This window comes from Acinetobacter calcoaceticus DSM 30006 = CIP 81.8, assembly GCF_000368965.1.
Classification (GTDB): Bacteria; Pseudomonadota; Gammaproteobacteria; order Pseudomonadales; family Moraxellaceae; genus Acinetobacter; species Acinetobacter calcoaceticus.
In genome coordinates this window covers 2,304,340-2,329,138 of the sequence record NZ_KB849780.1, presented here as the reverse complement: position 1 = coordinate 2,329,138, position 24,799 = coordinate 2,304,340, and the positions used below count along the sequence as shown (strand labels likewise).

Here is a 24,799-nt window from a genome sequence, read left to right as displayed (position 1 = left end):
CACTCTGTACTTTTTGGAATGTATATAAGAGGGCGAAAACACTACTTAAAATTGCTATTCTTTTTGCAAGAGATGTCGGGGTTTTAGGTTTGTGAAGATAGATATCGATATTCAATATGTTTTTCATCATCTAAAATAGGGTTTAATAAAGATGATTTTTATTTTGAACAGAAACCTAGAAATAAAAATCGATAAAAACGACTAACTACCTATGAGTTTTTGGAATGATAGAAAGAATATCGCTGAATTCATTAAAATTTTTCTATTTTGTGGCTAAGTATGGCAGCGTCACTTTAGCTGCAAAGAAATTATTTGTGACGCAAAGTGCGGTCAGCAAGCAAATTTATAATTTAGAAGAAGCTTTAAATTCGGCTTTGTTCGATCGAAAAAATAAAACACTTGTGATGACTGAGCAGGGTGAAATTTTATTGAATTGTTGCCATCAGGTTTTTGGTCAACTCGATGAATGTTTAATACAACTAAGCCAGCCTAAAACTCACAACAAGCAACTGGTTTTGTCGTGTGAACCGACACTTTCGATGAAATGGCTCATTCCTCGGTTATCAAAATTTAAAAAGCTTGGTCATGATTTTGAGGTGGTGTTACTCACAGCAGGTGGGGTGGTCGACTTTGAAAAAGATAATATTGATATAGCAATTCGCAGAAATGATTTTGATTGGGGAGAGCATATTTATAGCGAGAAAATTGCCGATGAATACATCGCAATGATTCAAGCAACTACGTCATCGGACACAAAAGACGTACTTATCTCGACCTCTAGACCGAATTTTTTCAAAAGCATTAGCCGCATTGCAGAGTTAAAGCAGAGTTTAAAAGGATACGCTAAAGTTGAACTCGAACATTTTTATCTATGTTTAGAAGGTTGTTTGGCTGGACTTGGAGCCACAGTCATTTCAATTTATATGATTGAAAAAGAGCTAGAGTGGAACTTACTGCAAAAAAAATCACCAGTTGTACAAGACGGTTCAGCCTATTATTTACTTTCTCATAGGGCTTTTGAAGAAGACCCACGGAAGATTATATTTTTAGAATGGCTAAAAGCAGAGATGAATGAGAGTCAGCATAAGTTACTTTAAATTTAGGCATTATTTTAAAGGTTTTGTTGTTTAAATTATTGAAAATAATAATAAATATTTAAAATAATTAAGGTGCTAGGCGAGCGCCGTATATTGAATTTTTGCTGTCTAAAATTCCTCAAGATGAAAAATATTTAACTTCATACGTCTTTATTAAACCCTAAACATGAATTTCACTCAGTTTTGAATGAGACTAAATCATTTTTATTCATGTTGTGATTGCGGTATAAATCTATTCACGCTCTGAAGCGTTCCAGTAATTCAGTTTTGATAAGACCATAAGGCACAAATCTGACAAGGCTGGAAAGTTTAAAAAGAGCTCGAAATATTTTTAGGTTTATCTCAGAAATTAGGGTACTGATCAAAATGAGTAAAGAATTTACATTTACGATTAAGAGTATTTGTTTCGATGAAAACTATCGTCCAGCAGACAATACGCGTATTACAACCAACTTTGCTAACTTGGCGAGAGGGATGAGCCGTCAAGAGAATCTGCGCAACACATTACAGATGATCGACAATCGTTTTAATACTTTAGCTCATTGGGACAACCCTAAAGGCGATCGCTATGCGGTTGAACTTGAAATCATTTCAGTTGAAATGAATGTTGATGCTGCAAGCCATAACAGTGCGCTTCCTTTAATCGAAATATTGAAAACCAATATTGTTGATAAAAAGACCAATGAACGCATTGAAGGCATTGTAGGCAACAACTTCTCGTCTTATGTACGTGACTATGACTTTAGTGTGCTTTTGTTAGACCACAATAAAAATCAGTCTACCTTTAGCACTCCAGAGAAATTTGGCGAATTGCACGGTAACTTGTTTAAGAGCTTTATTAACTCTGAGACTTACAGAGCAAACTTTAAAAAAGCGCCAGTGATTTGCTTAAGTGTTTCAACAACTAAAGTGTACCACCGCACTGAAAATGAGCATCCAGTTTTGGGTGTGGAATATAAGCAAGAAGACTATTCATTAACTGATGAATATTTCCAAAAAATGGGCTTAAAAGTTCGCTATTTCATGCCGAAAAACAGTGCTGCACCTTTGGCGTTCTATTTTACTGGTGATTTGCTGAGTGATTACACCAACCTTGAGTTGATCAGCACTATCAGCACCATGGAATCGTTCCAAAAGATTTACCGCCCTGAAATTTACAACGCAAATTCAGTTGCTGGAAAATCTTATCAGCCAAGTTTGAAGAATGAAGATTATTCACTTACTCGAATTGTGTATGACCGAGAAGAACGTAGCCGTTTGGCTATTGAGCAGGGGAAGTTTGTTGAAGAGCAATTTATCAAACCATACCAAGCGATTCTTGAGCAGTGGTCTGCTAATTACGCTCCTAATTAATCAACATACGGGTCATTGATCATGAAAAAATTACTACCGACTTCAACTGCTGGCAGCTTACCTAAACCGTCTTGGCTTGCAGAACCTGAAAAGCTTTGGTCGCCTTGGAAACTCGAAAACGAAGGCCTGATTGAAGGTAAAAAAGACGCGTTACGTTTGGCGTTGCACGAACAACAACTTGCTGGCATCGACATTGTGAGCGATGGTGAACAAACCCGCCAACACTTTGTGACTACGTTTATTGAACACTTAAATGGCGTAGATTTTGAGAAGCGCGAAACAGTTCGAATTCGTGACCGTTACGATGCAAGCGTACCGTCTGTAGTAGGTGCGGTGTCTCGTCAAAAGCCTGTGTTTGTTGAAGATGCTAAGTTTTTACGTCAGCAAACCAATCAACCAATTAAGTGGGCATTACCTGGCCCAATGACCATGATTGATACGCTTTACGATGGTCATTACAAGAGCCGTGAAAAACTTGCTTGGGAATTTGCTAAAATTTTGAACCAAGAAGCGCGTGAGTTAGAAGCTGCTGGTGTAGACATCATTCAGTTTGACGAACCTGCATTTAACGTATTCTTTGACGAAGTAAATGACTGGGGCGTTGCGACTTTAGAGCGTGCAATTGAAGGTCTTAAGTGTGAAACTGCGGTCCACATTTGCTACGGTTACGGTATTAAAGCCAATACTGACTGGAAAAAGACACTTGGTTCGGAATGGCGCCAATACGAAGAAGCTTTCCCGAAACTGCAAAAATCTAACATCGATATCATTTCGTTAGAATGTCACAACTCTCATGTGCCTATCGATTTACTCGAACTCATTCGCGGTAAAAAAGTCATGGTTGGTGCAATTGATGTTGCATCTAACCAAATTGAAACACCAGAAGAAGTGGCTAACACACTTCGTAAAGCGCTTCAGTTTGTAGATGCTGACAAGCTTTACCCTTGCACAAACTGCGGTATGGCGCCTCTTTCACGTGAAGTTGCGCGTGGCAAGTTAAATGCTTTAAGTGCAGGTGCAGAAATCGTTCGTAGAGAACTTACGGGTTTTGAACTCTCTGCTTAATCTTTACCAATAAGTGGTATAAAGGGTTACTTTTTTGATGTTAGTTGATAATCAAACAAGTAACCCTCATTTTACTTACTACATGTCGTTCTACTCAGAACGCTTGTCGATAAAGTACCTTCCTGATGGAGTTGGGCGGTATAGCAAACACTCAGGACAAGGTACGATTCAATTTAGGAATAATGTCATGGTTCAAGCAACAGACTTTAGAAATGCAATGTCTTTACTCACAAGTGCGGTTAGTGTTGTGACTACGGCAGGCATGTCTGGCCGTTTTGGATTTACTGCCTCTGCTGTTTGTAGTGTGACAGACACACCACCGACATTATTGGTCTGTATGAACCAATCTGCGAGTTCACATGCACATTTCCTAGATAACAAAATCTTAACTGTGAATGTTTTAGGCGCGCACCACGAACATATTTCAAAAGCATTTTCATCTAAGCTCACGCCAGAAGAACGCTTTAAACATGGCGCATGGATTGAGTTAGAAACAGGTTCACCTGTGTTAGATGATGCTTTGGTAAGTTTCGATTGCGAGATTGAACAAATTCAACAAGTCGGCACACACACTATTCTTATTTGTCCGATTGTGGCGATTAAGCAAAGCGAGCATGACCAAAGTTTGGTTTATTTTAACCGTGCTTATCACCAAGTGGGGCAGACGGAGATTGTCTAATCCCACTTTCCGTTTTGTTGTCTCATATTAAAAGTTAAAAGATAGAAACGAATAAGCATGGATCGCTTCTCTCTAAATTTAAAAATACAATTAAATATAATATCTAAAATAATAATTAAGTTAATCTAATGAAAAATAATAATAAATTTAAATACTTGTCATAAAAGCTACATTGACACCTATCAACTCTCAGATTATCCTTTGCCTGCTGGCCTACATTGCCAGCCGGCTATGACAGGCCGGAACCTAAGCACATTGAAAAAACTCGTTTTTTTTAATGTAGACTCGTTCGTCCCCCTTTTGTTGCGGTAGGACGGAAGGGGGACACCCTCGGGTGTGCTGATTCTTAGGTTCAGTCTGTCAACCCTCTTTCGTTCTGCCACCATTATTTGACAGTAATGCGGTAGGACTTCTTTTACCTAAGGAGTCGCTCATGCGCAACATTTCTATTTTATTGGCAACCATTGCCAAGCCTTTTATTCCAATATCGTTTAGCTCATCTTTAAAACTGTTTAATTGAAAATACGTTTTAAAGCTTTAGCTCGTCACGACTAAAAACTTATATCAACAATAAAATTTGAGATGCGTTAAGCACCGTCTTACGGCTTTGCTGTGCCTTTTTTTCTCCCAGAAAGGGCACAGGCTTTTTATCTCATTTAGAAACAACAAGAATTTATAACGGTAAAATTATGCCAACTTTAGAAACGGCTTCAAAAAAATTAAAAGTTATTCATAGCGCTGTAGATCTATTTAATCTCTATGGCTTTCACAACACAGGCGTAGACCTGATTGCCAAAGAAACTAAAATTCCGAAAGCCACACTTTATAACTACTTTCACTCCAAAGAAAAGCTCATAGAAACGTGTATAAGCTTTCAAAAAAGCCGACTGAAAGAAGAAGTGCTGGCAATTGTCTACTCACACCGCTACTCAAAACCAAGCGATAAACTTAAAGAAATTGTGTGCTTACATGTCGATGTAAATAGCCTTTACCATCTTTTGTTTAAGGCTATTTTTGAAATAAAACTGCTTTATCCAACGGCTTACCGCATGGCAGTTGAATATCGAAAATGGCTACTACGAGAGCTTTTTGATCTGGTCTTTAGCCTGGAGAGCAATGCATTTCATCCCGATGCAAATATGGTTTTAAACTTAATTGATGGCTTGATGCTACAAGTGTTGAGTTCAAACAGTTTGGATGAAAGGGATGTGGTGTTGGAGAGGTTTTGGGGGAGGGCTTAGAATCGATCTATATATGACCTCTTTATCTTATGGGTAGAAGTAGGTTGAAAAGCAAATTGAGCTAAACCTAATTCTGTTAGTCTAATTTTCATTGTTTCTTGAGAAACGTTAAAAATTTCAGTCAAAGGTAAAATGATTCTTCTATAATTTTCAAAATTGCATGGTTGTGAATCAATGTAGAGTGGTGAGAAACCTCTATTCCTAATGCTATAATGTTGTAAATAATAGTTTAAAGTTGCTTTTAACCGATTTTCAGGCAGTAGTAAGCAACCTGCAAAATAATTTGCTTGAAATTCTAGCCGATCAATATTTTGGGTAATTTCTATATCTACAGAGTGAGATTCCATAGCTGGTGAAAAGTTCTCTGAAATTATATATTTGCTATGGTTAAGAAAAATATGTGCTATTTCATGTGCTTTTGCAAAATTAATTTGATGTTGAGAATAGAACCCTACTCCAAAAATGGTAATAGTTTTTAATTTAGTTTCTAGCTTACCAATAATATTTGGATGTTCGGGAGTATCAATCTCAATAAGTTTATAACCTAGAGTATTTATTATTTCATTTAAATCTATCTCATCGTTTTTATAAAATTTATCAAATAAGTTTTCTGCAAGGATACTTAACTCTTTTTTAGATTTATAAGGGATAGTTTTAGAGTATGAATTTACACGGTGTTGTGTGAAAAATTCTTTTGGAGATACATCTTTCTGCAAAGAAAGGAAATCATAAATTAAATCTTTTGGAATGCTTGTAAAGCGTAGTGGTGTCTGAATAAAGATATTCGTAGCAGAAATATCTTGGAAATTTTCTGAAGTGAGTGCATTACTTATGATTTCATCGTTATTCTTTATTCTATTAATCGTTCTGTTAAAGATAATTTCATGATTATCATTAGAGGTAATTCTCCACAGCCCTATCTTTCTATTTTTTGCAACATTTAATGCTCCTTTCTGAAAGCCATTTTTAGTAATGCAGATAGCCTTTGTATAATGTTTTCCGACTTGACTAACTTTGGTTGAAAACTCTTCAATATCGTCCACTGGAACATTTTTTTCATAATTTTTACATTCAATTAGGATTACTAAATATGGTTCCTTTTGATCAAATAAGAAAACTTCAATAGCTACATCGAAGGTGATGTAGTCTTCTCGATCCTTTGAATAATATTTCTTTTGCTTGTAAATTTTAGTGTGACTTGGATTAAGCCCCATATAACCTTTTTGGATTAGAGCTGAAAAGTAGTCAAAAACAAAATTTTCAAAAATATCGCCTTTCTTTTTAGTATCCATGTATCAAAAAAGTATTGAATTTTTTCAATCATATATAAAAATCAGTAGCTTGACTATACTAATTTGTTTATTCATGACTTCAATTAACTAGTCTAAATTATTTAAAGTAGTAAAAATCATATATTAGATATCATATGATTTTTACTACTTTAATTGGGTTTATTAATAAACCCAATTTTGAATAGCTTCTATATCCTCTTCTTTAATAATTTTATTTTTTCTTTTTTGTATGAGTGAATATTTGTAGCTCGTAATTTCCTCAATAATAATATTATCTGCACCGATATCAGAAATCGTATCTATTAAAATTTGGCAAGAGGAATAATGTATAGGTGGACTTTTTCTAAACATCTTAATTAATAATTCAATTATATTTTTTTTATTTTCTAAATCATTTTTAGAAGTACTATTTATATTAGGTTTTATATGCTCATAGAGCATATAGGATATATTAAGAAGTTCGACATCATTGCTAAAATATTTCCAAAAATCTTTTTGTATTTCTGAGTCTATGAGCCACTTGTTTATTTGAGGTAAATTGTCAAATATTTCATTGGCATAAGACGAAATTTTCTTAAGCCAGCGGGATTTAACTAAAGGATCTTCTACTTTTGAGAAAATTAAATTCCAAGTCTCAGGCATATAGCTATCAGTAGTATTAATTTTTATTGTTAATAATATTTCGAAGACCTTTTCAACATCAGCAGGACTTAGCTGTTTTACAAAAGAAGCAACGTAGTGATCATTTTGTGATGAATATATTTCTTCCCATGCTTTATTGAATAGAGGATGTGCTGAGTCTTTAATAATCTGTTCAATCACAGGCTTCCAATATTTTTTTCCTCGATGATGTGTACCTAGATACCATAGAGGTTGTGGATGACCTAAATACATTCGAATAACTGCTAGAAACAGATCATTATTTTTTTTATCCAGTGTAAATAAAGATTCTGGTATATCTAAGATGATATCTTGAGGAAGAACCAATTGACATAGTTCATCGGGAATATTATTTTGAATAAGTGCAGCTGCCTGTAACCAATATTTATCCACTCTTTCTTTATTTAATTTATTAATTATCATTTCTTTTTCTTTTTGGGTTAAATTATCCCATTCATATACTAAATCAAAAATAACTCTAACAGCAGCCCCAGTTCCATGTAAATTTAAAAGCTTCTTAATAAAATTAAATCTTAGTTCTGGCTGATTCATTGTGGCTTTTATTAATATTGTAGTTACCCCAAAGGCATAATCTGTAGGTAGTTTTATAGTTACTTGTTTTTCCAGCCAGCTCAGCCAACTATTCATAATAGAGATTAGCATAGATGTTTCAAGATATTTAATAGATATATCCACAATGTGGTATAGACGATGATCACTTATATAAATATTCTCTGGGATTGAGTCTAATAAAGTTGACAAAATTTTGCCGAAAATAATCCATGGAAGATTTTCAATTTGTCCTTCTCTATCAAAAACCACTATATACTCAATCATTTGACATGCATTTGCAGGCTGTGAAGCAAGTTTTATTAGTCCATTTAGTAGTAATTCTTGTCTTTCTTTATCACAGTCATTCCAAACTTTGACAATACTCTCTAAAGCACTATTCGCAATAGCAGGATGAATTTCAAGAAAGACTTGCTCAAGTAGGTTATTATCATCATTTCTTGGAATTCTTAACCAAATATTGATTGCTTTAGAACGAATTAAAGCCTCATCATAGCTAAGTAATTTTGAGATAGCGTAAATAGTAAGTTTCTCAGGATATTTCTCAATTAGTTGTAAGAAATCCCAAGCCTCTTCTGAGGTAATGATATTATTTCCTTCAAAAAATGGATCTAACTCTGAAGAGTAGGGTTTGTCATAAAAAGAATCCAAATAGTTCGCTAAATTTGATTCTAATGTTATGTCGTTTCCCATCGGATAAATTGGTTCTCCATTCACCCAGACAGCATTATCTAATAATTCAGAATTTGAAACTAAATATGACCATGTATCTATTTTTTTTTCAATGTTTGATGGTAAGTTGTTGTAGTTGTTGATTAAAAATTGAAATGAAATATCTCTGGTAGAGGGGAAACTGGATTTCAAAGCTTTTATGGCTAGTTCTACTAAAGCTTTTTGATTATCTGCTTCTTTTAGACCATAAAAAATCCATTCAAGATTACGTGTAGTGGCACGAGATGTTTTAGAGGATAAGCAGAATATCCCTTTACTTACAAGATCAATAATCTCATGTTCTTTTCTGGCAGTATTTCTTTGGACTAAATACTCAGCAGCTGATCGATAAAATGGATGAGAAAAAATAATATCCTTTAAATTTTTTGTATTCAATATTTTTCTAAATTCTAATTTTTCAATTAATGTATCATCTATATCTGTTATTTGGTATTCAGGATCATAATTTATTAAAATTGTATCTATATAGTCTATAGGTTCTATTTGACCTAATGACATACTTGTACACATATAATCAGAAATAGATAATATATTTTGAACATTTTTGTCATAAAGGATATAGGCTAAATCTGCAATAGAAATCTCTATATTATGGTTTGTAGCTATAGCTAACGCTCTCAAAATTGGTTTATATCCATCATCTGCTAATGCATTTCCTAAATTTTTAGCATCTTGATGTGATAAACGTTTAATATTTTCTAAATTAAAATTATTTTTTAGTTCAGAATGATGAATAGCTAAATACTCCAAGCAACCTGCTTCTAAAAATAATTCCTTATTTACTAATTTAGTAGATACAATATCTTTTAACTTACTAGGAACTGAATATTTATTAGCTAATGAGTTCCATAAATAATTTAAAAAGATAGGATTAGTTTTATTTAAATTCAACCAATTATGATCCCCGATGATAATTTCATCAGAGCTTTCAGCAGAGGCTACTTCTAATAGTCTATCTTGAACTTGGGCTGTAATTAATTTTCTATTAGAACTTAGTCTGCTTAACAAGGATTTAAATTGTTGAAAAGCATGTAATGCATTTGGAACAGAATGTGCTGCTCCAAAAGGGTCATCAATTAATACAAGGCGTTTAGAGCTAGAGGGATCCATTATAAAACGAGATGCTTCTGCTACGTCACTAGTTTCTTTTATTTCAAAACCGATTTTTGAATATTCAGCAGTGATCCAGCGTGATATGTAAGTTTTACCAATACGCGGTGACCCTGTAATTAATAGAGCATTTTTTTTAGAAAGAATCTCTTTTAAATTATCTTCAATACCTTGTTTAATATAATTTGTTGGATATATATTTTCTGGTATAAATTTAGAAAGTTCCTCTTTAAAAATATTAAAAATATTTTGTTTTGAGGACTTGCCATCAAATACTACTGTTTTTAAACGCTCAATAACTGATTGATGATTATCATCAGGGATTGTATAGTTTATTCTTAATGAATCACAGCAGTTTTTTAAAAGACTACTATCAGTAACTTTCTCTATAATTATTAACCTCTCAAAAGCTTTTTTAACTTTTAAAATTTTATATTTATTATAAAGATTATTGATATAAACTTTCCTATTTGTTGTTAATTCGGATTCTGCGGTATCAGCTTCAATATTGTTAAATTCATTTATAATTGCCTTAACATTTTCTTTTTTTATATTCGTGGTTTTATGGGGTGTATAGAAGTTATCAAACATAGAAAGAAAAGGGGATGTTGCATCATTACATCTCCCTGTCATAACAAAGACAACAAGAAGGTGAGGATTATTTATCAAACGGTCATAAAGACAGTTCTCTGCTTTCCCCTTAGGAAAATGAGCTAAATGTTGGGCTAGATTAGTTGGTGTCACACTCTCTTGGGAGCCTTTTACCTGTATTTCAATTTCATTTATTCCATTTAGATCATCAGTAATTAGCTTTGCATCCTCACTATTCTCTGGCTCTACAAAAAATTGTACATTCTCGGTGAAGTGCAGGTTTAATAGAAGAGAAATGCATACAAGATCTTGGAATGCATATTTTTTTACCCCAGTTGTTTCAATATCCATTAATTTATTCCTATTTCTAAATATTAATAATGCATTTAAATAAATTATATAATTTTTTTCTGAAAATTAATTTAAATATAAAAAATAGAGCCTTATAGCTCTATTTTTTCGAATAACTTCTATGTTTCGTAAATAGTGTTTGATATATCATTTTACATGAGTTTTTAGCATCGTTAATGCCATGATTTCCAATTCTATGCCAAAATTGTATAGCAACTTTCATACTCCACATACCCATCTTCAATTGCAGGAATAATCTCTACAAACTCAAAGTAGGGCACTGTACAGAACTCAGAGTCTCGAATCGCATCAATCACAAAATAATAATCTTGCAGAGATGTTGCCTCAAACATAGCAATATCAATGGCTTTAGCGCTAAACGCTTCCACGTCATACCACCGAACTTTTACAGTCGGGTACTTCTCAAAAATAGGTTCAAGCTTCTGTGTATTAAACTCAGCTCGCTTTTCACGAGGTAATGCCAGCCAAGCGGGCAGTGCTCTTAAATGAATAAAAAAAGTATAATCTATTTAAAAAATGAGCAGATGTAAGTATTTATGAAATTTGAGCTCATCTTTAATAAGGAAAATATTATTTAAACCTTACTCAATAAGTTAACTTATATAAGGTTGTAAGATTTTTTTGATGAATTTAGGTTAAAAAGAAGGCATCCTTTGATGCCTTCTTTTTAACTAGATAACTTTACTTTTAAACATTACAGAATTATCTGCTATGTAGTTTCTAATAATATTAGCTATTTGATCTTCAGTATTATATGTGAACCATAAGTTATCAGGATAAATAACCATAACTGGACCATGTTCACATTTTTCAAGACAGCCTGAAGAACTAACTCTTATTTTTTTATCCGCATTTTGTGGTTGGATCAAACTTTTTGCATATTGAGTAAGTTGTTGAGCATTAAATTGCCCACAACTTTTTTTACCATTTGTTCTTACATTACTGCAAAAAAATATGCTTTTCATAAAGTGGTATATTTTCTATTAAAGGTATTTTGTTGTTCACTCGATAGATCCTTATATTTTAATCATGTTAAGTGTAAATAAAACTAAGGTAATGTTCTTTTAAGTTCAGGTATATTCCAATGAAGTTTTACTCCTAATACACCGAATAAAATTAAAAAAGCACCAATGATCTGGGTAGAAGTCAGTAAGTGGTCAAAGAAAATGTAGTCAATAAATACTGTTGAAAGCGGATATATGAAAGACAATATTGCGATATTGTTGAGTGATATTTTCTTTATTGCTGAGTACATTAAGAAATAAAGTAGAGCAGTATGGAATACACCTAAACAAATAATATAGAACCATTGATTGCCGACAGGTGGAGTTTGTAGAATAGAAATAAATGGTACAATTGCAATTGCTCCACTAAGTGTCTGAACTAAAACAATTAATAATGGTGGTGTGTTTTTAAGTTTCTTCGTGATAAGTACTGAGATTGAGTAAAGCGTAGTTGCTGTTAAGACCAAAAGTAAACCAAACAACTCATTGTAATTAAATGAAGAATTTCCTAAACCAATAATAATAGTTAGCCCTACAAAGGCTAAGATAGTCCAAAAAATATCATTTTTGTTTATTTTTTCATGGAAGGCTATGGCCCCAAAAAATAAAATAATAAATGGATTAACATGATAGACAATTGTTGCTAAAGAAATAGAAGTTTTAGGGAATGCTGCGAAAAGTAATACCCAGTTAAATACTATGAGCAAGCCTGATGCTATCATCAATAAAACTTCTTTTAATCCAAAATATTTTTTTTGAAAATATCCATAAAATAAACAAATAGGTATTAAGCAAATTGCAGCAATTATGCATCGAAAGAAGACAATATTAATTGGTAATTGACCAGATTTGACAACAAATAAACCAATGCTTCCTGAAAGAAGCATTGCAATTATCATTTCAATCGTTCCAATTCTTTGACTTAAATTTCTATTATCCATAGTCTTTTCCAATATTTATAAAAATTATTCATATAACAAAACGCTCATACATTTTTCTTTCTACTTTAAGAAATTGGCAAAATTGCTTTGTTTTTTAAAAAATATATTCATCACCAGATTGCTCTGATATTTTTAACATCCATTCATAAAAACTTGATAAACCAGTATTTTTATAAAATGGAACTTTAGATAGGAAACCTACAATATTTTTATAAATTAAATGATTTTCAAATAATTACGATGAGATTTATTTAGTTAAATAACTGCCATTAAATGTATTTTAATTTAAAATTTATAACCATGCTATCTACTGGCCGTGCAAAGCAAAAAAATTATTCGTAACTTCTACAAAGAACTTTCATACTCCACATACCCATCTTCAATTGCAGGAATAATCTCTACAAACTCAAAGTAGGGCACCGTACAAAACTCAGAGTCTCGAATCGCATCAATCACAAAATAATAATCTTGCAGAGATGTCGTCTCAAACACAGCAATATCACTCGCTTTAGTGCTAAACGCTTCAACGTCATACCAGCGAATTTTTACAGTCGGGTATTTCTCAAAAATTGGTTCAAGCTTTTGTGTACTAAACTCAGCCCGCTTTTCACGAGCTAAAGCCAACCAAGCAGGTAAAGCTCTTAAATGAATAAAAAAAGTATAGGTTCTAGACATAACCACTCCATGACTGGACCGAGTTGTAACTCAACTGAAAAGACAGCATTTGCTTGTCATATCAACATGACTCAGTCAGTATATGAGTGATTACTCACATTACATACTCGCATTTCGCCCTATGTCAGAAACACTTCCAGACCCACGCAAACGTCCGCGTCAAGCACGCTCAGTTGCCACATTTGAAGCAATTTTAGAGGCAGCTGCTCGCATTCTGGAGTCGTTAGGGTTTGCGGGATTTAACACAAATGCCGTGGCTGAACTTGCTGGTGTAAGCATTGGAAGCCTATATCAATACTTTCCATCTAAAGATGCCCTAATTGTCGAGTTAATCCGACGTGAGCGGGCTGAGCTTTCAAAATGTATAGTTGAAGCCATACAGCAAAGTGATGCCACAGATTTAAAAGAAAAACTAAAACTCATCATACATGCTGCTGTGCAACATCAATTGAGCCGTCCACAGTTGGCACGAACCTTAGAATTTGCTTCCGAACTTATTGGAAAAGACAAGGAGGAAAGAGAGCTTCAACACGAACTTGAAACCATAATTTCTGATCTCTTTATACGTTCTGGTATTTCACATGCTCAGACAGCCGCACAAGATGTGATTGCTTTAAGCAAAGGTATGATTAACGCAGCAGGCATCGCAGGGGAAAGTGATTTAAAAAATTTACAGCAGCGAGTTGAAAAGGCTGTATTTGGTTATTTGGATTTGAGCTAGCGGACATAAGCCATGGTTATAGAAATCTCTGTGTGTAATGTTTTTTAATTATGCTATATTTTTGATGCACTTAGAATAATTTAGGAGAGAAATAGTTATGTTTAAAAGAAATTTTTATCGTATTTTTTTCTATTTATTTGTTTCTCTAATAACTTCAACTTATTTTAACTTAGTAGATGAGTCCTTTTCTGAGCTTTTAAAGCTACTTCAGATCGAAAATAAGTCTGTTGTATATTTTATTGTTGCTTTGGGTATTTTTTTAACAAATCCCTATTTTCAAGAACTGTTTAGAAAAAGAATTAGAGAAGCCTGCTTAATAAATTTTATGACATATCGATTGAATTTTGAAATTTCTAGACTTAAGTAATTTATTTTTAAAATATTTTATAAATCATTAAAAAAGCCCAAGTACTATGAGTTGGGCTTTCGTTAAAAATAAGACTATGATTTATATCAGATAAAAATTAAATTTCGCATAAGCTGTATTATGTTAATTTTAGATAAATTAACTAATAATTCTTATAGTCTTATCTTTTAAAGTCTCAACTTTTTGATAGAGACTCATTAAACTTTCAATTTTATTTTTATGAAGATGCATATCCCTTACTAAATAATTTTCAAGTGTTGTTAATCGTTGGATAGCTTGTATAAGCAGATTTTTGTACATTTTTTCTAATAAGGAAAAATATTCAAGCTTGAAATCTTGACTGTTTTTAATACTATTAAAATAGTTTATAGAATGTCTTTCAATAATTTCAAAGTTAACTTTATATTCACGATCAAAATTTACTTGAGCATGAGAATTAAAAATATATCTTGAAGAATTTACTAATTCATCCAATTTATACTGTTGTAAGTAGTTAGTACTTTTAATGCTTTTACAAATATCATGATCATACTTTCGATATTGAATTAAAAATTTTCCAACATCACCTTGGGTGATAATTTTAAATTTTTCTTGCTTAGCTAACTCTGTAGCAGCATCTAACCAAATATATGTTTGTTTTTGATTTTCTTTTATTTGGCTAGGTTGCTTAGCAAAACTTATCTCTTCGTTAGTTGCTATACGAACAGCATCAGAAACGGTCTCTAATAAATCAGAAGAATTTAAGGCTTCTGGAGTGCAATAGTTCGGATTACTTACTAGAAAAATATTAGCTTCCTTATAAGCTTGAGCAACTAAGCGAGAACAAAACTGAGTTTGATCCTTTGGTAAGGCATCAGTTTCTGATAATTTTATAGTTAAAAGAGCTTCTTTTACTGAATACATAGTACCTATTTGATTTCTAAGAAAGTGAATTATTATTTTTACATTTTCTATTGAAAGTTCACTTTTTAGTCTAAGTACTTTACATTCTTCTTTCTCATTAAATATCAACCTTTCAGGATTCTCTGTAAATACACGTCCTTTTAAAGTAGCTTCAATTAAAGAGCTATTAGATAAACATGTTAGCGCATGTGAATAATCACTATCACTAAAATAACGGATCGTCTTAGATATTGGTTTATTTTGACGAGTAAGAATAATATCGCAGGGCTGAAGAATTGAGGTATCTAAGATATATTTCATAATGACTTTTTAAAAGTGATAAACCATTATTATATAAATATTTTTTCAACTTATTCAGATTACTTAAATTCCCCATTTAACATAATGGGCGTTATCTGAAACCATGTTTAAAAAGATTTTTAAAATCAGAGTGTTAAAAATTTTTATCCACTACAAAAAAAGCAAAATTCCGATTTTGACACAAATCGGCTTTTTTATGAGCAGATTTGATAGTTCTCGCCAATCATTTTAACTAAAAATCACTCTTTACAACTTGAGTGAGACATAACTCGGTTTAACTTAAAAATTCTTTTTCGAATTCAAAATTAGAATAAAAGTTAATGTTTATCACAACAGATATTCTTGTAGCTCTTTTTCAATCGTCTCACTAATCAACGTTGAATAGTCACTATCCTTAGTATCTAAATGACGCATTAACCACACGTCTTGTTTTAAAGTTTGCTCAGGTAGTATTGGCACTAAACCCGAAGCCTTGGCAACAAAACAAGGCAGGGCTGTAATTCCTTGTCCTTCAATAACTGCTCGTAGTTGCGAGTGCATGTTATCAAAAGACAAGGCAGGGGCAGCATCTTGGGTGAGTTCACGCATCCATTGTGCTAAGAACGTATATTGAAGGCTTCGGTCCCAACCGATTATACGATGATTCAATAAATCAGCCGTTTCAGCATGCTCTGTGAAACTGGCGAGATAATATTGACTACAATAAAGTCCGTACTCCAGTTGGCCAAGTCGCCGAATAATGTAACGCCCACTTTCTGGTCGAACAAGTCGAAGAATAATGTCAGCTTCCCGTCGGGAAAAATCAACAGGAACGACACTCGTTAATATCTCTAATTGTAAATCTGGATGCTTTAGTTGTAATGCCGTTAGCTTTGACTGAAGCAACTGCTGCCCGATTAACTCAGGTAAAGCAATACGGAACAGTGATTGTTGCCCTTGATCGTTGTAGCGTTCCATCGCTATTAAATGCTCTTCTGCTTTTTCAGCCAAAGAAAAAAAATGTTTTCCAACGTGGGTGAGTGTATAGCCATCACTGTCTCGGGAAAAAAGAATCGCATTGAGACTTTTCTCCAGTTCAACGGCTCTGCGATGTACGGTAGAAACACTAATACCAAGCAATTTTGCACTGCGGCTTAACCCACCAGTTCGGCCAATAGCTAACAAAATTTTAGTATCGTCCCAGTTCATACCTTTCCATATTTAAAAAATGCGTTTGCAATAAAAACTATAGTATCCCCGATGTTTAGATTTATACAATTCAAACAACCACTACAAAGACTTAAAACTCATTATATGAAGCGACTATAAACCTTTTAGAACTGCGATATGTCTTGCTGCAATTAAATAAGATTTTCTGGTTATGGCGGGAGCTATTTCTGAGATCACAATATTAACAACAGAGGAGTTCTGCCATGACGACCATTTATGTAGTTGATGCATTTACCACCAAACCAAATACAGGAAATCGAGCGGGAGTTGTTCTAGATGCTGACCATCTTACAACTCAAGAGATGCAAGATATTGCTGCATTCGCAGGGTATTCAGAAACTGCCTTTGTTTTGTTACCTAAAGATCAAAGCCATGACATACATGTTCGATATTTTACGCCAACAAATGAAGTCCCGATCTGTGGACATGCGACGATCGCCACTCATTTTTTACGTGCAACTACAGGCCACCAATCAGACTATCCATTAATCGCAAAAACGGGGGCTGGTCATTTACCGGTTTCAATATTTGGAAATTCAGAAGGGTTATTGGTGAAAATGACTCAAGGTCGCGTAGAGTTTTTACCACCGTTTAATGCGAGACAACGGTGTGAACTTGCAAGCGCACTGGGTGTGAGTGAAGGTGATTTTGCTGACTTGCCAATACAAGTTGTCACGACGGGGCATTCCAAGGTTATGGTGCCAATGCTGAGTAGAAGTAAGCTTGATGGATTAATTCCAAACAATGAAAAACTAAAAGCTATTAGCGCTGAAATAGGTTGCAATGGTTTTTTCCCATTTGTCTTGGAAGGTAGTAAGCAAGAACCTATTACTTATGGTCGAATGTTCGCACCTGCAATCGGTATTAATGAAGATCCTGTAACTGGTAATGCAAATGGTCCAGCAGGAGCGTACCTTGTTCACTACGATTTAATCGAATGTGACCAGAAAGTAAGTTATTGGGGATATCAAGGTCTCGCAATACAAAAACCGGGGCGAGTTCTAGTGACAGTTGAGAAAACAGATTCAATATTACATGTCAGCATTGCAGGACAAGCGGTTTTAGTTGGCTCAGTTTTGTACTCGGGAAAAGATTGATTATATTTAAGAAATTATGACATCTTGTTAGTTTAAAAGAAGTTCTTCTCTTTACAGCAGCGAGTTGAAAAGGCTGTATTTGCTTATTTGGATCTCACATAAAGATCATATATTTTTATAAAGATGTAAATGTAAAAAGGGCTACTATTGGCAACCTTTTTAAAGCACATGTGTTGTGCTCTAAAATAAATAGAAAATATTTTATTTGTTTAATATGTTTTTAATCATGTGTTTTAATTTTATTTTAAATAAATCATTATTGATGAATTTAAATAAATAATATATTTTTACTAATATGATTTTTTAGAGTTTATAGCCTACCACTTCCCCAAGAGGTAGGTTTTTTTTATGAAAATTATTTATTCTAATAATTGAATTTTATAGTTTTTGTAGGTGTTTAATTGGTTTTAAATATATGTGTTTAAAACTCATTTTTATAATTTAAATTATAAGTAAATTAGGTGTTTAGTTGCCGCTGTTGAAAATTAATCATTTTTTACTTTATTTTTTCGCAAAGAAAATTATTCTGAAAATTATTTATTTAAAGTATGGAATTTAATATTTTTGATAATTTTTAACTGAGTTTTGGATTGTTTTACAATATTTCAAGAGATTAGATCTTCTAATGAGTAAATTGCATTTTTCCCACAATGATTTCCAACTTATAATCAGATCAGGTACGAAGTTTTTTTTATATTTTTGTATTGCTTCTAGTGTATCGATATCAATTACAAAGGCAGAGACCGCGTCTGTTAACTCGGGAAAAAGCTTGACAAAAAAAGTTTCTCAACTCTTTAAACCCACGCCAGATGAAAGCTACCGATCTGTCGATTTCCAAAAATTAAGCAATTTAGGGTTTGATCAGAGCCAATTTCAACGACTAGGAAATGATGGGAACTATTTACCGACTTCTACTGCGATGTGGAACAATCAAGTTAGTTTAATTGATGCGATTCAATATGCAGTTCAACGAAACCCTAATATTTCTCAAGCCATTTCAACTTTAGCTGGCCAAAACGCAGGTATTGATTATGCCAAGGCGGGTTATTATCCACAGCTTTCAGGTGGAATAACGACAGGTGATTTGGGTAGTGGTGAGCGGGGGAGACAGTTACTCACGTTATCTGCGACTCAAATGGTTTTTGATTTTGGCAAAGTAAAATCAGGTGTATCGGTTGAGCGTGCCAAAGTTCAAGTCGAGCAGGCCAATGTGCTGGTCAGCATTGATGATATTGCACTTGATGTGGCACAGTCGATTGTCAATATTCAGCGTTACCTTCAATTAAATAAAATCGCCGAGCAGCAAATTGCTGGGATTCAACGTATTCAGGAAATTGCCAATTTACGTGCAAATGCCGGTATTAGTAGCCAAGCTGATCCAGTTCAGGCACAAACATATTTAGAGTCTGCACAGTCGACACTCATTGCACAGCAATCTTTATTACGTCAGTACCAGCAGCATCTAAGAACTCTGGTAGGAGTAGATGTTTTTAATAAGGCATGGGTCATTCCTGATGATTTGGTAAAGCAATCTGGTCTCTATAATGAGCCTGAGTTTAATACCATCCCAAAAATGATCGCAGCTCAAGCGGGTGTTGAAGTTGCCAAAGCACAAAAGGAACAGACTCGTTTAACACGTTATCCGACTTTGGCGGTAAAAGGTTCGGTGAGTCAGGCCATTAACGGCAGAAACCCGAACAATGATAAAGATGATGGTCTGTACAGTTCTGTCATGCTTGAAGCAACCAGTCAGTTTTATCAAGGTGGAGCCGTTTCTTCACAGGTCAAAATGGCAAGTTATGCAGAAGAAGCTGCAAAGTCTAAAGTCAATTCAGTTTATCTGGATGTTCTCGACCAGATCAGAACCAGCCGTGAGCAAATTGAAAATAAACAACGTCAAATGCAGGTGCTGACCAATCGTCAGGCAACGACTGTCCGTACACGTGAACTTTATCAAGAGCAGTACAAACTTGGTACACGTTCATTGGTCGATTTATTGAATGCAGAGCAGGCTATTCATAGTGCCAATTCAGAACTCGAAACTGCACGTTATGATATCTACAACAGTATTGTGCAATACATCTCGGCAACAGGACGTTCCCGTCAAGCCTATGGCTTAAATAATATTTCAATTCAGGGGTTCGAAGTACAACCATGATGACAAAAATAAATTACCAGCCCTGGTTACAGGCGGTCTTAACGATTGCTAAACATTATCGAATTGAGCCTTCCGAAGAAAGAATCCGGTTACAACTTGACTGGAACCAGAATCAAAACCTTGATGATGTTTTACAGTTAATGACACGTCAGGTTGGACTAAACTTACGTAAAGTACCGTTTTCTTTAGAGCTGCTGAACCCGTGGCGGCTACCTGTTATGGTCGAGTTTCATGACGGACAGGTCGGCATTATTGATAAAGCCGATACCCAAGGTAATGTCAGTATCCAGTTTAGTGGGGATCAGGGACTTTCTCAAAATTTAAGCTTAGATGTCTTAAAAAATACCATTAAGAATGTCTATATCCTGCGTCCTGAAAGTTCTATTCCCGATGCACGTATTGATGAATATATCAAACCCTATGAAGCAAGCTGGTTCTGGTCAATTGTTTTAAGAGACTGGAAGCGCTACGTTGATATTATGTTTGCCTCACTCATTGCCAATATTTTGGCACTGGCAACCATTGTTTTCTCAATGCAAGTCTATGACCGTGTTGTTCCATCACAGTCTGTTCCAACCTTATGGGTGCTGGCTGGTGGTGTACTGATTGCCGCTATTTTTGAGTTTATCTTACGTGTGTCCCGAGTTTATCTATCTGACATTATTGGTAAACGAGCAGATTTACTTGTCTCTGACCGTGTATTTGGTCACGCCTTAAGAATCAAAAATAAAGATCGTTCAAAGTCTACAGGTAGTTTTATTTCGCAGATTCGTGAACTCGAAGGTGTTCGTGAACTAGTGACTTCAACCACCATTAGTGCAATTGCCGATTTCCCATTCTTTTTCCTGTTCCTAACCATCTTTGCCATTATTGGCGGGAAACTATTTTGGGTGATGTTGCTGGTTGTGCCGCTTATGATTTTGCCAGGTATTCTGGTACAGAAGAAGCTAGCGCAACTCGCACAAGAGGGTATGAGAGAATCTTCAATCCGGAATGCCATTCTGGTAGAAGCAGTGCAGGGTATTGAAGATATCAAGCTATTACGTGCTGAATCGCGTTTCCAAAACCAGTGGAACCACATGAATGAAGTTTCAGCCGATATCGGTATGAAACAACGTAAAATTGTCGGTACCTTAATGGCATGGACCCAAAAGATTCAGGGCTTGACCTATGCAATTGTGGTTTTGGTGGGATGTTTTGCAGTGATGGAAGGTGAAATGACCACAGGTGCTTTAGTGGCCTGTTCAATTTTATCTTCACGCATGTTGGCGCCGATTGCACAAATTACTGGCGTTTTAGGACGTTTACAGCAGGCGAAGGTTGCTAAACAAAGTCTGGATGAACTCATGCAACGCCCGATTGATCAGGCTGACCGTTCACATCTGGTACACAAGGCTGCTTTAAATGGCGACTATGAATTAAAAAATGTCTTGTTCCAATATAGTGAAGATGAACCACGTCCGAGCCTTGCAATTCGCCATTTAAAAATTCGTGCTGGTGAAAAAATTGCAATTTTAGGGCGTAATGGTGCTGGTAAATCGACCCTGCTTCAGCTTCTATCTGGCATGCAGGTCCCTGTTCAAGGGGCAGTGCATTTAGATGGTTTGGATCTTTCTTTAATTGACCCATCTGATGTACGTCGTGATATGGGTTTACTCAACCAGAATGCACAACTTTTCTACGGTACGATTCGTGAGAACCTCACTTTGGGCGCACCGCTTGCAACCGATGAAGATATTCTTCGTGCTCTAGTGGTGACGGGTGCATTACCTTTTGTTCAAGAGAAAAAAGAAGGGCTCGATCACCTGATTTTAGAAGGTGGTGTTGGTTTCTCGGGTGGTCAAAAACAAGCCTTGTTATTGGCCCGTCTATTGATTCGTCAACCCAACATTTTATTGCTGGATGAACCGACAGCAGCGATTGATGATGTGGCAGAGAAACAGCTGATTGATCATTTAAAAGGATGGCTGGCCCATCGGACCTTGGTGGTTGCGACTCACCGCCGCGCTGTTTTAGAACTGGTGGACCGTATTATTGTCGTTAACGAAGGCAAAATCGTGATGGATGGCCCAAGAGATCAGGTCCTTAATCAATCAACAGCCCAACAAAAACAAGTGCAAGGGGATAATTCATGAGCGAACCACAACAAGAACTCACCCGTTCAATGAATGTCTCTTATAGTGAGCCACCATTACCACGTGCCAGTTTAGTGATCTGGATTGTGGGGATTGGCTTAGTTATTTTCTTTATCTGGGCATGGGTATTTAAACTTGAAGAAGTTTCTACAGGCACAGGTAAAGTGGTTCCGTCATCTAAAGAGCAGGTCATCCAGTCGTTAGAGGGCGGTATTTTAACCAAGCTGAATGTACAGGAAGGCGACATTGTTCAAAAAGGTGAAATTCTTGCGCAATTAGATCCAACCCGTTTGGCATCGAATGTCGGTGAATCAAGATCTTTACTGATTTCTGCTCAGGCAACCTCAGCACGCTTACGTGCAGAGGTGAATGGTACTCCATTAGCTTTTCCTGAAATTGTGCTGAAAGAGCCAAAACTTGTACATGAAGAAACAGCACTATATGCGTCCCGCAGAGCTAATCTCGAACAAACACTTGCAGGTTTTAGACAGGCTTTGCAATTGGTACAACAAGAACTGGCAATGACGGAGCCTTTGGTTGCTAAAGGTGCGGCCAGTGAGGTTGAAGTTTTACGTTTACGTCGTGAAGCAAATGATTTGCAAAATAAAATGAATGATGTGCAGAACCAGTATTTTGTGCAGGCTCGTGAAGAGTTATCGAAAGCCAATACCGATATTGAAACGCAGCAACAAGTGGTACTTGGTCGTAGTGACAGTTTAGATCGTGCAGTGTTTAAAGCACCAGTACGTGGTGTCATAAAAGAAATTGCAGTCACAACCCATGGCGGAGTTATTCCGCAAAACGGTAAGTTGATGACTATTGTACCGATTGATGAACAGTTGCTTATTGAAGCGCGTATTTTACCGCGTGACATTGCGTTTATTCGACCGGGACAAGAAGCACTGGTTAAGATTACTGCCTATGATTACTCAATTTATGGTGGTTTAAAAGGAAAGGTTACGGTTATTTCACCAGACACGATTCGTGATGAAGTTAAACAAGACCAGTTCTATTATCGTGTTTATATTCGAACCGATTCAGACAAGCTTTATAATAAACAAGGTAAGGCATACGGTATTACACCGGGTATGGTGGCAACTGTAGATATTCGTACGGGTGAAAAAACGGTACTGGATTACTTGCTTAAACCATTCAATAAAGCCAAAGAAGCATTACGAGAAAGATAATAAATGTATATCTATATGGTTTTTAAATATTTAAAAGCTATATAGATATTAATAAAGATAAGATCTTGTTTTAAATGTGTGGTTTTTATTGTTTGTGTTTTAAAACATAAAAATATTAAAAGCATATTTTGACTATTATTTGTTAGTAAGTTTTTGAAAAACAATATTTATTATTTTAAAGTTTTATTTGGTTAATAAATAAACTGATTGCTACTGCTTTTTTTGTGACGCAATTCATGTTTACAATTACTTTATGCGTTGAGGTTGGCCTTTGTTTTATCTAATTTATTCCTTAATTTGGGCTCTTCTTATTTAATGAAATTTAAGAGCTCTAAATTGGATTGGTTTAATTAAATAATCCTGTGAAGGGGAAGAAATATGTCTGAGATAAGAGTAATTTCTAAGGAGAGTCATGAAACCTTAGAAATTACAACAAAGGATACAGTCTCTCTTTCCGAAGCATCAGTTATTTTAATAAAGGTAAATAAAGATGATGTTTCTGAAATTAGACAAGATGGTCGAAACGCAATTGTTACTTTAAAAAATGGTGAACAAATAGTAATAGTTGATTTTTTTAACGGGAGTAATTATTCAACTGATAATAGTCTAGTTTTTGAGGATAATAATCATAAGCTAATTTGGGTACAATTTACTGATGCCAATGGGGCATTATTAGAAAATATTACTTATAGTTATATCGATAGTATAGAACCACTGCTTTATCATGATGGAGCTGCATCTCCATGGGCATGGCTATCTGTACCGCTAACCGCAGCAGGAATTTTGTGGTGGGCTCATGACAGTGATAAAAATAATAGTTTAGAAAGCGATTCTGACTCTGACAGCGACTCGGATAGCGACAGCGATTCTGACTCTGACTCTGACTCTGACAGCGACTCGGATTCTGACAGTGATTCGGACTCTGACAGCGACTCTGATTCTGACAGCGACTCTGATTCAGACAGCGACTCGGACTCTGACAGTGACTCGGATTCTGACAGCGACTCGGATTCTGACAGTGACTCGGATTCTGACAGCGATTCTGACTCTGACAGCGACTCGGATAGCGACAGCGACTCTGATTCGGACAGCGACTCTGATTCGGACAGCGACTCTGATTCTGACTCTGACAGCGACTCTGATTCGGACAGCGACAGCGACTCTGATTCTGACAGCGACTCTGATTCAGACAGCGATTCGGACTCTGACAGCGACTCTGATTCTGACAGCGATTCTGACTCTGACAGCGACTCTGACTCTGACAGTGACTCGGATTCTGACAGTGACTCGGACTCTGACAGCGATTCTGACTCTGACAGTGACTCTGATTCTGACAGCGA

The 24,799-nt window shown here is 35.2% G+C and carries 21 protein-coding genes; 12 read left to right on the top strand and 9 right to left on the bottom strand.

The annotated features are described in order from the left end of the window. Positions 1 to 224: 224 nt before the first annotated feature. The 5 genes from F936_RS15830 (at position 225) to F936_RS15810 (ending at position 5,435) form a co-directional block, all read left to right on the top strand. Positions 225 to 1,097: a LysR family transcriptional regulator gene (locus F936_RS15830; RefSeq protein WP_005048818.1), complete on the top strand. Its 873-nt coding sequence runs from the start codon at positions 225 to 227 to the stop codon at positions 1,095 to 1,097. A 366-nt stretch (positions 1,098 to 1,463) separates the two neighbouring features. Next, complete coding sequence (locus F936_RS15825) at positions 1,464 to 2,450, top strand: DUF1852 domain-containing protein (RefSeq protein WP_005042907.1); 987 nt, start codon at positions 1,464 to 1,466, stop codon at positions 2,448 to 2,450. 21 nt (positions 2,451 to 2,471) lie between these two features. Next, positions 2,472 to 3,515, top strand: coding sequence for a methionine synthase (locus F936_RS15820; protein ID WP_005048816.1), 1,044 nt, complete (start codon positions 2,472 to 2,474; stop codon positions 3,513 to 3,515). Positions 3,516 to 3,702: 187 nt separating this feature from the next. Continuing rightward, on the top strand, positions 3,703 to 4,194 hold the full coding sequence (locus tag F936_RS15815) for a flavin reductase (RefSeq protein ID WP_003655947.1): 492 nt from the start codon (positions 3,703 to 3,705) through the stop codon (positions 4,192 to 4,194). A 689-nt stretch (positions 4,195 to 4,883) separates the two neighbouring features. Next, complete coding sequence (locus tag F936_RS15810) at positions 4,884 to 5,435, top strand: TetR/AcrR family transcriptional regulator (RefSeq protein WP_005048814.1); 552 nt, start codon at positions 4,884 to 4,886, stop codon at positions 5,433 to 5,435. Here F936_RS15810 and F936_RS15805 read toward each other — a convergent pair. The 7 genes from F936_RS15805 to F936_RS15780 all read right to left on the bottom strand — a co-directional run bounded on the left by F936_RS15805 (position 5,432) and on the right by F936_RS15780 (position 13,382). Further along, positions 5,432 to 6,727 carry an ImmA/IrrE family metallo-endopeptidase gene (locus F936_RS15805; RefSeq protein WP_005048812.1) on the bottom strand — a complete coding sequence of 432 codons (1,296 nt, stop codon included), beginning with the start codon at positions 6,725 to 6,727 and terminating at the stop codon, positions 5,432 to 5,434. The genes F936_RS15810 and F936_RS15805 overlap by 4 nt on opposite strands. Before the next feature lie 162 nt (positions 6,728 to 6,889). After that, positions 6,890 to 10,741: an nSTAND3 domain-containing NTPase gene (locus tag F936_RS15800; protein ID WP_005048810.1), complete on the bottom strand. Its 3,852-nt coding sequence runs from the start codon at positions 10,739 to 10,741 to the stop codon at positions 6,890 to 6,892. A gap of 194 nt (positions 10,742 to 10,935) precedes the next feature. Beyond that, complete coding sequence (locus F936_RS19075) at positions 10,936 to 11,271, bottom strand: darcynin family protein (RefSeq protein WP_026055564.1); 336 nt, start codon at positions 11,269 to 11,271, stop codon at positions 10,936 to 10,938. Between the two features lie 162 nt (positions 11,272 to 11,433). Continuing rightward, complete coding sequence (locus tag F936_RS15790; RefSeq protein ID WP_005048808.1) at positions 11,434 to 11,727, bottom strand: (2Fe-2S) ferredoxin domain-containing protein; 294 nt, start codon at positions 11,725 to 11,727, stop codon at positions 11,434 to 11,436. 83 nt (positions 11,728 to 11,810) lie between these two features. Further along, positions 11,811 to 12,707 carry a DMT family transporter gene (locus F936_RS15785; protein ID WP_005048805.1) on the bottom strand — a complete coding sequence of 299 codons (897 nt, stop codon included), beginning with the start codon at positions 12,705 to 12,707 and terminating at the stop codon, positions 11,811 to 11,813. Positions 12,708 to 12,801: 94 nt separating this feature from the next. Beyond that, positions 12,802 to 12,912: a hypothetical protein gene (locus tag F936_RS19660; RefSeq protein WP_369442728.1), complete on the bottom strand. Its 111-nt coding sequence runs from the start codon at positions 12,910 to 12,912 to the stop codon at positions 12,802 to 12,804. Positions 12,913 to 13,052: 140 nt separating this feature from the next. Beyond that, positions 13,053 to 13,382 (bottom strand): darcynin family protein, encoded by a 330-nt coding sequence (locus F936_RS15780; RefSeq protein ID WP_005048804.1) that lies wholly within the window; start codon positions 13,380 to 13,382, stop codon positions 13,053 to 13,055. Positions 13,383 to 13,503: 121 nt separating this feature from the next. On the opposite strand from F936_RS15780, the gene F936_RS15775 reads away from it, so the two are divergent. Then, positions 13,504 to 14,103: a TetR/AcrR family transcriptional regulator gene (locus F936_RS15775; protein ID WP_017389997.1), complete on the top strand. Its 600-nt coding sequence runs from the start codon at positions 13,504 to 13,506 to the stop codon at positions 14,101 to 14,103. A gap of 97 nt (positions 14,104 to 14,200) precedes the next feature. Continuing rightward, positions 14,201 to 14,470 (top strand): hypothetical protein, encoded by a 270-nt coding sequence (locus F936_RS19600; protein ID WP_005048802.1) that lies wholly within the window; start codon positions 14,201 to 14,203, stop codon positions 14,468 to 14,470. A 138-nt stretch (positions 14,471 to 14,608) separates the two neighbouring features. Here F936_RS19600 and F936_RS15765 read toward each other — a convergent pair whose 3' ends face one another. Then, positions 14,609 to 15,673, bottom strand: a complete 1,065-nt coding sequence (locus F936_RS15765) for a YiiX/YebB-like N1pC/P60 family cysteine hydrolase (protein ID WP_005048799.1) — start codon at positions 15,671 to 15,673, stop codon at positions 14,609 to 14,611. A 327-nt stretch (positions 15,674 to 16,000) separates the two neighbouring features. Beyond that, a complete protein-coding gene (locus F936_RS15760) occupies positions 16,001 to 16,861 on the bottom strand; it encodes a LysR family transcriptional regulator (protein WP_005048798.1) in 861 nt (286 codons plus the stop codon). A gap of 224 nt (positions 16,862 to 17,085) precedes the next feature. Between F936_RS15760 and F936_RS15755 the strand changes: the two genes are divergently transcribed. From F936_RS15755 to F936_RS19655, 5 genes are all read left to right on the top strand, one after another. Next, entirely contained in the window at positions 17,086 to 17,979 is an 894-nt protein-coding gene (locus tag F936_RS15755; RefSeq protein WP_005048797.1) for a PhzF family isomerase, read from the top strand. A gap of 625 nt (positions 17,980 to 18,604) precedes the next feature. Then, positions 18,605 to 20,137 (top strand): TolC family outer membrane protein, encoded by a 1,533-nt coding sequence (locus F936_RS15750; RefSeq protein ID WP_005048795.1) that lies wholly within the window; start codon positions 18,605 to 18,607, stop codon positions 20,135 to 20,137. Next, entirely contained in the window at positions 20,134 to 22,272 is a 2,139-nt protein-coding gene (locus tag F936_RS15745; RefSeq protein WP_005048794.1) for a type I secretion system permease/ATPase, read from the top strand. Before F936_RS15750 ends, F936_RS15745 begins: the two co-directional genes overlap by 4 nt. Beyond that, positions 22,269 to 23,459, top strand: coding sequence for an HlyD family type I secretion periplasmic adaptor subunit (locus tag F936_RS15740; protein ID WP_005048791.1), 1,191 nt, complete (start codon positions 22,269 to 22,271; stop codon positions 23,457 to 23,459). The genes F936_RS15745 and F936_RS15740 overlap by 4 nt, the downstream gene beginning before the upstream one ends. Before the next feature lie 378 nt (positions 23,460 to 23,837). Beyond that, positions 23,838 to 24,799, top strand: a 962-nt coding sequence (locus tag F936_RS19655) for a BapA/Bap/LapF family prefix-like domain-containing protein (protein WP_005048788.1), incomplete at its 3' end; no start/stop codon positions are given.